The sequence below is a fragment of the Leisingera sp. M658 genome, from assembly GCF_025144145.1.
Lineage (GTDB): Bacteria > Pseudomonadota > Alphaproteobacteria > Rhodobacterales > Rhodobacteraceae > Leisingera.
The window spans coordinates 1,095,395-1,108,771 of record NZ_CP083546.1; the positions used below are offsets into that span (position 1 = coordinate 1,095,395).

Annotated in this window: 11 protein-coding genes; 7 read left to right on the forward strand and 4 right to left on the reverse strand. The window is 63.8% G+C overall.

Features of this window, described 5'->3' with window-relative positions; all coding sequences use genetic code 11:
• Positions 1-30 precede the first annotated feature (30 nt).
• Genes hisC through K3724_RS05510 form a run of 3 tightly spaced genes read left to right on the forward strand, consistent with a single transcriptional unit; the run spans position 31 to position 2,878 of the window.
• Complete coding sequence (gene hisC, locus K3724_RS05500; RefSeq protein ID WP_259990800.1) at positions 31-1,116, forward strand: histidinol-phosphate transaminase; 1,086 nt, start codon at positions 31-33, stop codon at positions 1,114-1,116.
• The gene (locus K3724_RS05505; RefSeq protein WP_259990802.1) at positions 1,113-2,045 is read left to right on the forward strand and encodes a prephenate/arogenate dehydrogenase family protein; all 933 of its coding nucleotides are present in this window, start codon (positions 1,113-1,115) and stop codon (positions 2,043-2,045) included. Before hisC ends, K3724_RS05505 begins: the two co-directional genes overlap by 4 nt.
• Complete coding sequence (locus tag K3724_RS05510) at positions 2,042-2,878, forward strand: extensin family protein (RefSeq protein WP_259990804.1); 837 nt, start codon at positions 2,042-2,044, stop codon at positions 2,876-2,878. Before K3724_RS05505 ends, K3724_RS05510 begins: the two co-directional genes overlap by 4 nt.
• Positions 2,879-3,038: 160 nt before the next feature.
• Here the strand turns inward: K3724_RS05510 and K3724_RS05515 are convergent, their stop codons facing one another.
• A complete protein-coding gene (locus K3724_RS05515) occupies positions 3,039-4,037 on the reverse strand; it encodes a DUF2125 domain-containing protein (RefSeq protein ID WP_259990806.1) in 999 nt (332 codons plus the stop codon).
• Between the two features lie 67 nt (positions 4,038-4,104).
• Between K3724_RS05515 and K3724_RS05520 the strand changes: the two genes are divergently transcribed.
• The 3 genes from K3724_RS05520 (at position 4,105) to K3724_RS05530 (ending at position 7,748) form a co-directional block, all read left to right on the forward strand.
• Positions 4,105-4,635, forward strand: coding sequence for a gamma-glutamylcyclotransferase (locus tag K3724_RS05520; RefSeq protein WP_259990808.1), 531 nt, complete (start codon positions 4,105-4,107; stop codon positions 4,633-4,635).
• A gap of 77 nt (positions 4,636-4,712) precedes the next feature.
• Positions 4,713-5,903: a biopolymer transporter ExbB gene (locus K3724_RS05525; protein ID WP_259990810.1), complete on the forward strand. Its 1,191-nt coding sequence runs from the start codon at positions 4,713-4,715 to the stop codon at positions 5,901-5,903.
• A gap of 3 nt (positions 5,904-5,906) precedes the next feature.
• Positions 5,907-7,748: a peptidoglycan -binding protein gene (locus K3724_RS05530; RefSeq protein WP_259990812.1), complete on the forward strand. Its 1,842-nt coding sequence runs from the start codon at positions 5,907-5,909 to the stop codon at positions 7,746-7,748.
• Positions 7,749-8,150: 402 nt separating this feature from the next.
• Here the strand turns inward: K3724_RS05530 and K3724_RS05535 are convergent, their stop codons facing one another.
• From K3724_RS05535 to gloB, 3 genes are all read right to left on the reverse strand, one after another.
• Positions 8,151-9,140, reverse strand: a complete 990-nt coding sequence (locus K3724_RS05535) for a M23 family metallopeptidase (protein ID WP_259990814.1) — start codon at positions 9,138-9,140, stop codon at positions 8,151-8,153.
• Positions 9,140-11,464, reverse strand: coding sequence for an ATP-dependent Clp protease ATP-binding subunit ClpA (gene clpA / locus K3724_RS05540; RefSeq protein ID WP_259990816.1), 2,325 nt, complete (start codon positions 11,462-11,464; stop codon positions 9,140-9,142). Before clpA ends, K3724_RS05535 begins: the two co-directional genes overlap by 1 nt.
• 177 nt (positions 11,465-11,641) lie before the next feature.
• Complete coding sequence (gloB, locus tag K3724_RS05545) at positions 11,642-12,415, reverse strand: hydroxyacylglutathione hydrolase (RefSeq protein WP_259990818.1); 774 nt, start codon at positions 12,413-12,415, stop codon at positions 11,642-11,644.
• Positions 12,416-12,470: 55 nt separating this feature from the next.
• On the opposite strand from gloB, the gene K3724_RS05550 reads away from it, so the two are divergent.
• A complete protein-coding gene (locus tag K3724_RS05550; protein ID WP_259990820.1) occupies positions 12,471-13,217 on the forward strand; it encodes a class I SAM-dependent methyltransferase in 747 nt (248 codons plus the stop codon).
• Positions 13,218-13,377: the final 160 nt, after the last annotated feature.

Sequence of the window (13,377 nt, forward strand, 5' to 3'; positions counted from 1 at the left end):
AGAACGGGCAGGAATTAAGGAGCCCGTATTATGACTCAACTCACACCGCAGCCCGGTATCATGGACATCGCTCTTTATCAGGGCGGGGCTGCCCATGTGAATGGGGTGAGCAATGTTGTGAAGCTCTCCTCGAACGAAAACCCGCTGGGCCCCAGCCCGCGCGCCATCCAGGCGATGCAGGATGCGGCGGCCAATATGCACCGCTATCCCAGTTCGGACCACGCGGCGCTGAGGCAGGCAATCGGCGAGGTTCACGGCCTGGAGCCGGAGCAGATCATCTGCGGTGCCGGCAGTGATGAAATTATTACATTCCTGTGCCAGGCTTATGCGGGCCCGGGGGATGAGGTGCTGTACACCGAACACGGCTTTGCCATGTACCGCATCAGCGCACTGGCCGCCGGTGCGACGCCGGTGGAGGTAAAGGAACGCGAGCGGGTCACCGATGTGGACGCTCTGCTGGCGGGCTGCACCGACCGGACCAGGCTGGTCTTCATTGCGAACCCAAACAACCCCACCGGCACCATGATCAGCGAAGGGGAAGTGGCCCGTCTGGCCGATGGCATCCCGGCGGGGGCTATCTTGGTGCTGGACGGGGCCTATGCCGAATATGTCGAAGGCTTCGATGCCGGGGCTGCCATTGCCAACGCGCGCAGCAACGTCTTCATGACGCGCACTTTCTCCAAGATCTACGGTCTGGGCGGTGCGCGGATCGGCTGGGGCTATGGCCCGCGGGAGATCGTCGGCGTGCTGAACCGGGTGCGTGGCCCGTTCAACGTCTCCAGCACAGCGCTGGCCGGGGCCGAGGCCTCGGTGCGGGATGCGGACTACGTGAACAACTGCCGGACCACGAACGCCAAATGGCGCTCTTGGCTGGCAAATGCCCTCGCTGAACTCGGCGTGCCCTCGGACGTCTCCAGCACCAATTTCATCCTGGCCCGCTTTGCCAGCCAGGCCGAAGCCGAGGCCTGCGACAGTTTTCTGCAGTCGCAGGGGCTGATCGTGCGCCGGGTGGCGGGATACAACCTGCCGAACGCACTGCGCATCACCATCGGCGACGAAGATGCCTGCCGCCGCGTGGCACAAGGGGTGAAAGCATTCAAAGAGGGGCAGGCATGAGCAGTCAGGACAACAGGCAGGTTTACGGGCGCGTTGCGCTGATCGGGCTGGGCCTGATTGCGTCCTCGATGTACTGGGCGATGAAACGCGCAGGGCTGGCGGGCGAGGTCACCGGCTTTGCCCGCAGCCTCGAGACCCGCGCAACCGCCCGCAGGATCGGCTTGTGCGACAGGGTCTGCGACAGCGCGCAGGAGGCCGTGAAAGATGCCGATCTGGTGGTGCTCTGCGTTCCCGTTGGCGCCATGGGCCCGGTGATGGAAGACATCGCCCCGCTGCTGAAACCCGGCGCCACGGTGTCGGACGTGGGCTCGGTCAAACGCCATGTGATCGACGCCGTTCTGCCCCATATCCCCCAAGGTGTGCATTTCGTGCCCGCCCACCCGCTGGCCGGGACTGAACACTCCGGCCCGGAATCCGGTTTTGCTGAGCTGTTCGACAACCGCTGGTCGCTGCTGGTGCCGGTCGAGGGCACCGATGCCGCAGCTACCGCCCGCCTGCGCGCGTTATGGGAGGGGATGGGCGCCAATGTTGATGAGATGGACGCCGACCACCACGACCTGGTGCTGGCCGTCACCTCGCACACGCCGCACCTGATTGCCTACACCATGGTGGGTGTCGCCGACGACCTGCGCCGGGTGACTGACAGCGAGGTGATCAAGTATTCCGCCGCCGGTTTCCGCGACTTCACCCGCATCGCGGCCTCGGATCCGACCATGTGGCGCGATGTGTTTCTGACCAACAAGGACGCCACGCTGGAAATCCTGGGCCGCTTCACCGAAGAGCTGTTTGCCCTGCAGCGCGCCATCCGCACCGGCGACGGCGACCATCTGCACGATTACTTCACCCGCACCCGCGCCATCCGCCGCGGCATCATCGAGGCCGGCCAGGACACTGATGCGCCGGACTTTGGCCGGGGGCAAAAGAAATGATCCGCGCGGGCGCCCTGCTGCTGGCAACGATGCTTGGCGGTGCCGCGCTGGCCGCTGCACCGGAAACCTCGCTTGCGCCGCCTGCGCGCCCGCAGGCGGATGCGGGCTTAACTGATGCGGTCTTAGAGGTAGCTGGCATAGTCAATTCGCCGGAATTACGCCCGGTTTCGCGCCCGCAATCGGAACAGATCCTGGCGGCAGCAGCCCGCCCCGCAGATCTGCCGCTGCTGGGGCCGGGATCATCTCTGCTGCCTTTTGCACGGCCGGACAGCCTGGCAGAGAAGGTGCTGTTCAAGCGCCGCAAGCGGCGCAAGGGATCGGTCTGCGGCGATATTGATATCCAGGGCGACAGCGTTGGCCACGTCTCGGGCACGCTGCCCGGCTGCGGCGCCAAGGATGCGGTGCGGGTGCGCGAAATTGCCGGGGTGCGGCTCAGCCAGGCCTCGCTGATGACCTGCAACACCGCGCGGGCGCTGAAAACCTGGATCAACCGCGAGGTCGAAACCGCCTTTGGCCGCCGTAACAAGGTGGTCTCCCTGCGCGTTGCCGCGCATTATGCGTGCCGAACCCGCAACAACCGCCCCGGAGCCAAGATTTCGGAACATGGCAAAGGACGGGCCATCGATATCTCCGGTTTCACCCTGGCCAGCGGCGAGACGGTGACGGTGCTGAAAGGCTGGCAGAACCGCAAGACCCGCAAGACGCTGAAAAAGCTCTGGCGCGCAGCCTGCGGACCCTTCGGCACCGTTCTGGGGCCGGAAGCCGACCGCTATCACCGCGACCATTTCCACCTGGATGTCGCGCGCCACCGCGGCGGTTCGTATTGCCGCTAGCGGTGTGCTCCCGCGCCTGAAAGTGCCCAGGGGCACATTACAGCCTTGGGCCGGGCGCGCTGCGCGCGCAAAAAAGTCTTGCTGAGAAACGCTTCAGGGGCTGGTTTTCCCTTTGCCTGTAGTTGGCCAACGGCGCGGCCCGTGACAGGCGGATCCGCGGTCAGCGGATGATCAGCCGCGGGGCGCGGCCCAGGGGCAGGGGGCCAAGTGTCACATAGCCGCCGGAGAACCCTAGCGTGATGTCCAGGTTCCGCGGGTTACCGCTTGTTTCTGCCAGGAGGCTCAGCACCCGCTCGACAGAGCTGCGCAGGCTGGGAGGCAGCGCGCCGCTGCGTTCCGCCATCAGCACCAGCCCGCGCCAGTTTTCCGCCTGCAGCGTAATCCCGCCCTCCGGCAGGCCCTGCGCATCCAATGTCAGCGTCCCGGTGGCCTTCAGCCGCAGATCGCCCCAGCGGGCTTCGGCCAGTTTCAGATAGATCCGGCGCGGCTGCGGCCGCTGCTGTTCCAGTGCGGCCCGGTCCCAGGGGGCGTCAAACTCAACCGTCAGCTCCAATGCCAGCGTGTCAAACCGTTCCGGCAGCGCCGAACTGGCCGCCAGCAGCCGCCGCCAGGCGGCGCGGGGGGCAAACTCAGCGGCTTCAGCCGTAATCCGGTAGATCGCAGGCCTGTCAGACTGCACCATGCGCAGGTCCAGTGACGCGCCGCTCAGCACCGCCTCGCCGCTTCTGGCGATCTGCCACGGGGCCGAGATCAGCGCCAGTTCCTCCATTTCCAGCGCCGCACCCGGTGCCAGATGCAGGCTGGCTTGCAGGCCCTGGGCCGTGATCACCGCGGTCTGGTCGAAATAGGATAGCCGCTGGGCCGAGGCAGGGAAGTGCAGGTCCAGCTTGCCCGGCCAGACAGCAGGGCTTGCCAGATCCAGCCAGTCCGCCCGCCAGGCGGTGCCGGTGCCGGGATCAGCCAGCGCCGGGCGGCTGATCCGGGTCATATGGCGGATAGGGTAGCCGCTGGTTTCAAGTGCAGAAAATTCCGCCTGCCAGCCCCGCCGCTCTTGCTCGGCAAACCAGGCCGCGATGCCGCTGCGCAGCCCCCAGGCCGCCGCCGCCCAATACAGGCTCCACACCATCAGGGCGGCAATCAGCAGTTTTGCCAGGCGCATCGGTTAGCCTCTTTTGTCCGGATCAGGATTGCTGTTTATAGAGGGGGAGCAGAAAGGGCCAGACAACATGACCATGTGGGTTTTCGGATACGGATCGCTTCTTTGGAACCCCGGCTTCCCGGTGGCGCGGCGCGAGGTGGCGGTGCTGCATGGCTATGCGCGGTCGTTTTGCATGACCTCGATCCATCACCGCGGCACCGAGGACCACCCGGGTCTGGTGCTGGCGCTGGACGAAACCGAAGGGGCCAACTGCAAAGGGCTGGCGCTGTCGGTCGAAGCCGGCCACGAGGAGCAGACGCTGGCAGAGCTGCGCGAGCGCGAGCTGATTTCCTCTGCCTACTTGGAGCGTGACCTGGAAGTGGAACTGACGGACGGCAGCCTTGTCACCGCCGTCACCTATGTGATCGACCCGCATCATGTGCAATATTGCGGCGGTCTTAGCCTGGAAAAACAGGCGCAGATGATCGCTCATGCGGTGGGCGGGCGCGGACCCAACACCGAATACCTCTATAACACTGCTGAGCATCTGGCGGAGATCGGCCTGCATGACAGCGACTTGGACTGGCTGGCGGGCCGGGTGCGGGACATCACCGCATAAAGCCTTGGCGCTTTTGACACTTTGCTTATAGGCTGCGAACCAAATAAGAGCAGTCAACGTGTCAGGAGCCAACCAATATGGCGCAGCCAGACCGCAAAACCCGGCCGCAGTTTTCCCAGCCGGTGCGGCAGATCATCATGATGCTGATCGCATTGGGGCTGTCAGCCTTTGGCGCCTTTGTCGCCTTGCCGCGGGTGCTGCCGGTGTTCGAGGCCAACCCATGGCTGAACGGCTTTATCGTCTTTGTCTTTGTGATCGGGGTGCTGGCCTGTTTCTGGCAGGTTGTGCAGCTCATCGGTTCGGTGCGCTGGATTGAACGCTTTGCATTCGGCGACACCTCGGATGAGCGCCGGACGCCGTCAATGCTGGCGCCCTTGGCCTCGCTGCTGCGCTCGCGCGGGGCGCGGATGCAGCTGGGATCGGCCTCGACACAGTCCATTCTGGACTCTGTCGCCAACCGTATAGATGAAGACCGGGAAATTACCCGGTATATCGTCAACCTGCTGATTTTCCTTGGCCTTCTGGGCACGTTCTATGGTCTGGCCACCACGGTTCCTGCCGTGGTCGATACCATCCGCAGCCTGGCCCCGCAGGAAGGCGAAGAGGGGTTGTCTGTCTTTAATCGCCTGATGACGGGCCTTGAGGCGCAGCTGGGCGGCATGGGTGTCGCCTTTGCCTCATCCCTGCTTGGCCTGGCCGGCTCGCTGATCGTCGGCCTGCTGGAACTGTTTGCGGGCCATGGCCAAAACCGGTTCTACCGCGAGCTGGAGGAATGGTTGTCTTCGATCACCCGGGTCAGCTTCTCCTCGGGCGAGGATGGTGCCGGCGACAGCGGTGTCGTCTCCCAAGTGCTCGACAACATGGCCGAGCAGATGGACGCGCTGCAGATGATGTTTGCCGAAACCTCCGAAGGCCGCGCCGCGGTGGATCAAAAACTGGGCGATCTGGTGGAAACCATTCAGGAGATGAACCGCCGCCAGGAGCAGACCGGCACCGTCACCGCAGCACTTGACCGGGTGGCCGTCGGGCAGGAAGCCCTGACCGAGATCCTGCGCGCCCATAGCGAACAGGGCGGTATCGACGCCGAAAGCCGGATGCGGCTGCGCTCGATCGACGTGCAGATGCTGCGCATTCTCGAGGAAATCTCGGCCGGCCGCCAGGAAAGCCTGAGCGAGCTGCGCAAGGACATCGACCTGTTGGTCAGGGCCTTCGCCCGCCCGCGCGGCTTGTCCCGCGGCGGTGGTGCGGGCCGGGACGCGGGGGAATAACCGATGGCTCTTTCCCGGCGCACAGGGCAGCGGTTCCAGGCCTCGATCTGGCCGGGGTTTGTCGATGCGATGACCGGGCTTCTCTTGGTGCTGATGTTTGTTCTGACCATCTTTATGGTGGTGCAATTTGTCCTGCGCGAGACGATTACCGGCCAGGAAAGCCAGCTGGATGAGCTGTCTGCCGAGGTGAGCGCGCTGGCCTCAGCCCTGGGGCTGGAGGAGCGCGAGAACAATCAGCTGAACGCCCGGCTTGGGGCGCTGACGTCAACCCTAAATACTGCAGAACAGGATCTGGACCAGGCGCGCAGCCTGATCACCTCCCTGACTGCGGACCGTGACCGGCAGGCAGGTGAACTGGCCGCAGCCGCCAGCCGGATCACCAGTTTTGAGGCACAGGTGGCGGCCCTGATCGCCAGCCGCGACGCCGCCCGGACGCGGGTCGCGGATCTGAGCGCCGAACGCGCAGACCTGGAGGCTGCGCGCGCAGAACTGCTGAGCGAACAGGAGGCACTGAACCTGGCCCTGTCGCAAGCCCGCGGCGAGATTGATCTGCAGGCGGAGGCCGCCCGGTTGGCGGCGGCACAGCGCGAAGCGATGGAAGCACTGATCGCCAGCCTTGAGTCCGAGGGCAGCGAGCAAACAACCCGGATTTCCGAATTGCAGGACCGGCTGGGCGCTGAAGAAGCCGCCCGTCTGGTTGAGGCCGCTGCCGCCGAAGCCCTGCGGGACCGGCTGCAGAATGCCGACGCCGAACTCACCGCAATGACATTGGCCTTGGAGGCGCAACGCCAGGAGGCGGAGGATACGCTGACCCTGCTGGCCGCCGCTGAAACCGCCAGGACACAGCTGGACGCGCAGCTGTCTGAACTGGAGACCGCCCGCGCCGGATCTGATGCAGAGGCTGGAAAGCTGGCGGCAGAACTGGCCGAAGCCAAGGCCGCTTTGGCTGCTGCAGAGATCCAAGCCGGGGAGCTGGACATTCTGCGTCAGCGGTTGCTTGCGGCAGTCACCGCACAGCAGAGAGCAGAGGGCAGCGCCACTGAGCAATTGAGCCTGGCTGAAGAACGCGCAGCCCTATTGGCGCAGGCGCGTTCGGCCTTGTCTGAGGAACAGGCCATTTCCGAAGAGGCCCGCCGTGAAACCGCGCTGCTGAACCAGCAGGTGGCGGCCCTGCGCGAACAGCTGGGCGGCCTGCAAGCCATTCTGGACGACTATCAGGGCCGGGATGCCGCCCAGCAGGTGCAGTTGCAGAACCTGGGCCAGGATCTGAACGCTGCACTGGCCCGTGCCGCCTCGGAAGAACGCAAGCGGCGGCTGCTGGAAGAGCAGGAGCGCAAGCGGCTGGCAGCCGAAGCCGCGGCCCTTGCCAGCAAGGCGCAGGATCTGGAACGTTACCGTTCGGAGTTCTTTGGCCGGTTGCGGGATTTGCTGGGCACCCAGGAGGGTGTGCGCATTCAGGGCGACCGCTTTGTCTTTGCCTCAGAGGTGCTGTTTGCACCGGGCAGCGCCACCCTTTCACCTGCGGGGCGGGTCGAAATTGCCAAGGTGGTTTCAATTCTGCAAAGCGTCGTGGCAGCGATCCCGCAGGAGATTAACTGGATCATCCGGGTGGATGGCCATACCGACACTTCGCCGTTGCTGGGACATCCCAAATTCATTGACAATTGGGAGCTTAGCCAGGGCCGGGCGCTTTCGGTGGTGCGTTACATGGTCGAAGCGCTTGGGGTGCCGCCGTCGCGGCTGGCGGCCAATGGGTTTGGTGAATATCAGCCGGTGAACCCGGCGGACACAGCCCAAGCGCGCGCCCAGAACCGGCGGATTGAACTGAAGTTCACTGAAAAATAGGCGAATACGCAGTTGATGAGGAGGAGTACGTGCTGCGCCAGGTGCAGTCGGCAAGCTGTGCGTTTTGCCGGCCTTTCGGTGGCCTGCAGGGTGCAACCCGCTTCACTAATGGAGACAAGCTACTAGTTACGCACGGGTTGCGGCCCCGCCGGGCAGCAGGGCCCCCTTAAATCTATTGCAAATTCGGGAGTTATCAAATCCCGGCGCCGGAAAATGCAGCACACATGCCGTCGCAGGATCCGCAGGCGACACCTCCCGCCCGGCCCTGGCCGCCCAAGGGCAACCGTGCCCGTTGGGCCCGGCAGCGGCCAGGGCTTGTGCCCCAGCCGCTGCCGCCGCGTAACTGGAGATGGCCTGATACTTTGAACCCGGTCACCATGAATCGAAAAACTGTAAGGCGGGTTACTGGGAGGCGGGGTCTTCCGGCGATGCGATCACCATGCTGCGGGTAAAGCTGTCAACCTGCCGGCCGTCCCGCAACAGGCGGGCCGTGCCGGTATAGGTGCCTTCCGGCCATTGCCCGCCGCGCAGGCGGCGGCCGGCAGCGCGGAAAAACTGGGCCTGATTTTTGTTCAGCCCTTCGCTGTGGGAGATAAGTTCACCGCCGGGGCCTGTCACCGTCAGCTCAAGCTGGTCGCCTGCCAGACCGCCAAACGCGTAGGCCCAAAATACAAACGCAGGCGCATCTGCAGCCAGCGGTGCGGCGTCCGCGGTGCCCGCCTTGATCGCACTGTATTCAGGGACTGCCGCGCTGAAACCGGCCCCCAGCACACCGCCCGGCTGATAGGCCGGCGGATCCGCCCAGAGTGTCTTACCGGCAGGGGTGCCGCAGCTTTCAAGGCTTTCCGGCGCAAAAGGATCCACCACCGCGCCATCCTTGCGCACAGACAAATGCAGGTGCGGGAACTGGGTCTTGCCGGAAAGCCCGGCCTCGCCCAGGATATCGCCGGGCTTGACCTTCATGCCGCTTTCCACCCGGAGCGAGCCGCGCTTCATGTGGCAGTACTGGGTTTCCCATCCGTTGCCGTGGCGCAGGACCACCCCATTGCCGCATTCCTTACCGTCGATCTCTGCGGCATTATCATCGATGGCATATTGGTCCGCCATGCCGTTGCGGGTTCCAAGGACAATACCGCCCGCCGCGGCACGCACCGCGACGCCGGCCTGCATGTCCGTCAAATAGGGCAGGGCGATATCCGTTCCCTTGTGGCCATCATAACTCAGCGTGCCGCAGGTGAAATCCGTGGCACCGGGACCGGGATCGTGGTCGACGAACTGCTGAATGTGGCAGGTGTCGCCCAGGGTACAGTCCAGCGGGAACTGCAAAAGAAAATCGCCCGCCGCGGCGGGCGCGGCGAGCGATATTGCGGTTATCAGCGCGGCAGCGCGCATCAGTCTGCTGTCAGCAGCGGCGGCTTGTCGCCGGAAATCCGCGGCTTGCTTGGCCCTTCCAAGCGCAGCTCCAGTTTGCCGTCCTTGATCCCGACCTTGACGATACCGCCTTTGGTCAGCTTGCCGAACAACAGTTCTTCGGCCAGCGGCTTTTTGATGTGCTCCTGGATCACCCGGCCCAGAGGACGCGCGCCCATCCGGTCGTCATAGCCCTTGTCGGCCAGCCATTCCGCCGCCTTGCGGGTCAGCTCGATCGAGACATTGCGGTCCATCAGCTGGGCTTCCAGCTGCAGCACGAATTTCTCGACCACCTGCAGGATCACCTCTTTGCCGAGCGGCGCGAAGGAGATCACCGCATCCAAGCGGTTGCGGAATTCCGGCGTGAAGGTGCGCTCGATCGCGGCCGTGTCTTCACCCTCGCGGCGGTCGCGGCCAAAGCCGATAGCGGCCTTTGCCTGCTCTGACGCGCCGGCGTTGGAGGTCATGATCAGCACCACGTTGCGGAAATTCACCGTGCGGCCGTTGTGGTCGGTCAGCTGGCCGTTGTCCATCACCTGCAAGAGGATGTTGTAGACATCCGGATGCGCCTTTTCCATCTCGTCAAGCAGCAGCACGCAGTGCGGGTGCTGGTCGACGCCATCGGTCAACAGGCCGCCCTGGTCAAAGCCGACATAGCCCGGAGGCGCGCCGATCAGGCGGGAGACCGCGTGTTTCTCCATGTATTCGGACATGTCAAACCGCAGCAGTTCCACCCCAAGCGTATCCGCCAGCTGTTTCGCCACCTCGGTCTTGCCGACGCCGGTGGGGCCAGCAAACAGGTAGTTGCCAATGGGTTTTTCCGGCTCCCGCAGGCCTGCACGGGCCAGTTTGATTGCACTGGACAGGGCAGTAATGGCATCGTCCTGGCCGAAGACCACGCGTTTCAGCGATTTCTCCAGGTCTTTCAACACTTCGGCATCGTCTTTCGACACGCTTTTCGGCGGGATGCGGGCGATCTTGGCAACCACGGCCTCGATCTCCTTGACACCGATAGTCTTGCGGCGCTTGGATTCAATCACCAAATGCTGCGCGGCGCCGGCCTCGTCAATCACGTCGATGGCCTTGTCAGGCAGCTTGCGGTCGTTGATGTAACGGGCTGACAGCTCGACCGCGGTCTTGATGGCGTCACCGGTGAACTTGATGCCGTGATGTTCCTCAAAATAGGGTTTCAGTCCCTTCAGGATCTCGATGGAATCTTCCACCGTCGGCTCGTTCACGTCGATTTTCTGGAACCGGCGGGCCAGCGCGCGGTCCTTCTCGAAATGCTGGCGGAACTCCTTGTACGTCGTGGAGCCCATGGTGCGCAGCTTGCCGCCTTGCAGCGCGGGTTTCAGCAGGTTGGAGGCATCCATGGCGCCGCCAGAGGTTGCTCCGGCCCCGATCACGGTGTGGATTTCGTCGATGAACAGCACCGCGTCCGGGTGGTCTTCCAGCTCGGTGACCACGGCCTTCAGACGTTCCTCAAAATCACCGCGGTAGCGGGTTCCGGCCAGCAGCGCGCCCATGTCGAGCGAATAAATGGTGGTCTGTGACAGGATCTCCGGGGTTTCACCGGACACGATCCTGCGCGCAAGCCCCTCGGCAATTGCGGTTTTGCCAACGCCGGGGTCGCCCACCAAGAGCGGGTTGTTCTTGCGGCGGCGGCACAGCACCTGGATGCAGCGCTCCACCTCATGGTCGCGGCCGATCAGCGGGTCGATCTCGCCCTCGCGGGATCTGGCATTGAGGTCCACGCAGTATTTCGCCAGTGCGCTTTCCTTCTTTTCGCCCTCAGGGGCGGCCGTGATACTGTCTTCTTCCTGCTCGGTTGCGCCGGTGACCGGGCGGGGTTCCCCAAAGGCCGGGTCCTTGGCCACGCCATGGGCGATAAAGTTTACCGCGTCATAGCGGGTCATTTCCTGATCCTGCAGGAAATAGGCCGCGTCGCTTTCGCGTTCCGCAAAGATCGCCACCAGCACATTGGCGCCTGTCACTTCGGTGCGGCCCGAGCTTTGCACATGGATTGCGGCCCGTTGAATGACCCGCTGGAAGGCGGCGGTCGGCACCGCCTCGGATCCGTCGATGTCGGTGACCAGATTGGCAAGATCCTCATCCACGAACTCCACCAGCGAGGATCGCAATTCGGTCAGATCGACACTGCAGGCGCGCATCACACGGGCCGCGTCGGGCTCGTCGATCAGGGCCAGAAGCAGATGTTCCAGGGTTGCGAATTCATGACGGCGTTCATTCGCCAGCGCCAGCGCTGCGTGAATGGCCTGTTCCAGGGTGCTCGAGAATGAAGGCACGGGCGTGCTCCTCTGATCTTGGGTTGGCCGGATGGGGCGGTATTAACCAACCCCGCAGTTCAACCATGTGCTTATAAGGTTAGAGTTTGGTTGATAGCGCGTCAGCTTCAAGGGCTTTTCTTCATTTTGGGGTCACAATTATTTTCTCCCTGTTGCGCCCCGATACCCTTGATTTGGTCAAAAATTGTCTTTGCGTCGGCGAATTTCGGCAAAAACTTCAGCGTCTTCAGCACCTTCCATGTGAAGGTGTGCTCTCACGGCACTGTCACCGGCGCGCAGGAACGGATTGGTGTCAAGTTCCAGCTGCAAGGATGACGGAACCGTAGGAATGCCGTCGTTCCGGGCCTTTGCGATATCACGTATACGCGCCTGCAACGCCGGGTTGCCGGGGTCGGCGGTGACAGCAAAGGCACCGTTGGACTGGGTGTATTCATGTCCTGAATAAACGATAGTGTGCGGCGGCAGCGCGGCAAGCCGCGACAGGCTGGCCCACATCTGCTGCGGGCTGCCCTCGAACAGCCGTCCGCACCCCAGCGCCATCAGGCTGTCAGCGGTGAACACGGCATTTGAACCGGGCAGATAAAAGGCAATATGGCCAACGGTGTGACCCGAGACATCCATCACCTGCACTTCTTCGCCCAGCAGTGTAAAGCTGCCGCCGTCCTCGACAGCCATATCCAGATCCGGCAGCCGGTGGGCGTCGGCTGCAGCGCCGATCACCTTGGCGCCATAGGCCTCCTGCAGGTCGGCTACACCGTCGATATGGTCCCAGTGGTGATGGGTCAGCAGGATCCAGTCCAGCCCCCACCCTCGCGCCGACAGTGCTGCCTTGATGGCACCGGCCTCGGGCGCATCCACCAGCGCGGTTTCACCCGAAGCGGGATTGCGGATCAAAAAGGCATAGTTATCCGACAGGCAGGGCAGGGTGATGATCTCAAGAGGCATGGTCATTCGCCTTTACATTGCTAAACTGCGCCCAGATTGGCCGAAGCAGCAGGCACCCGCAATGCATCTTGATGTTCAGGATCTCAGGAACTTTTATTACCGCAGCACGCTGGGGCGTGCGGCGCAGGCGTCGATCCGCGGCCGTCTGCTGGATATCTGGCCAGGGACCGAGGGGCTGACGGTGGCGGGTTTCGGTTTCGCCGCACCGCTGCTGCGTCCCTACCTGCCCGAGGCGCGCCGGGTGATGGCGCTGATGCCGGGGCCGCAGGGAGTCATGCAATGGCCCGCGGGGATGCCCAATGTCTCGGTCCTGTGCGAGGAGACCAGTTGGCCTGTCGATACCGGCAGGATCGACCGGCTGGTAGTGATGCATGGTCTGGAGACCTCGGAGCGGCCGGCAAAGCTGCTGGAAGAATGCTGGCGGGTGCTGGGTCCCGGCGGGCGGGCCATTTTCGTCGTGCCAAACCGGGCAGGGCTTTGGGCGCGGTCGGATCTGACCCCGTTCGGCTTTGGCCGCCCCTACACCCTGCGCCAGCTCGAAGGCCAGCTGCGCGAGCACCAGTTCGCCATCGAACAGCACACCGCGGCGCTGTACCGGTTGCCCAGCCACAAACGGTTCTGGCTGAAATCCGGCGCGATGCTGGAAAAAATGGGCCGCAAACTGCCTGCGATGCTGGCCGGCGGCGTGTTCATGGTCGAAGTCAGCAAGCAGACCCACACGCAGCGCGGCCACATGGTCGGCACCAAGGTCCGCAGCCGGATCCGGGTGCTCGAAGGCCTGTCCAACCCGATGCCGGAACCGGCCTGACGCGTCCGGGGCTGATCCGGCCCGTCTGCGGCTGATTTCGATTCCCTGAAACTGCGGGTTCGGTGCCATGAGGGGCCGAAAAGACGGGTTTTGGTCCGATATGTGACGAATTCGGCCGCAAATGCCGGTTTCCGGAATCGCCAAATCCTGCAGTTCAGCC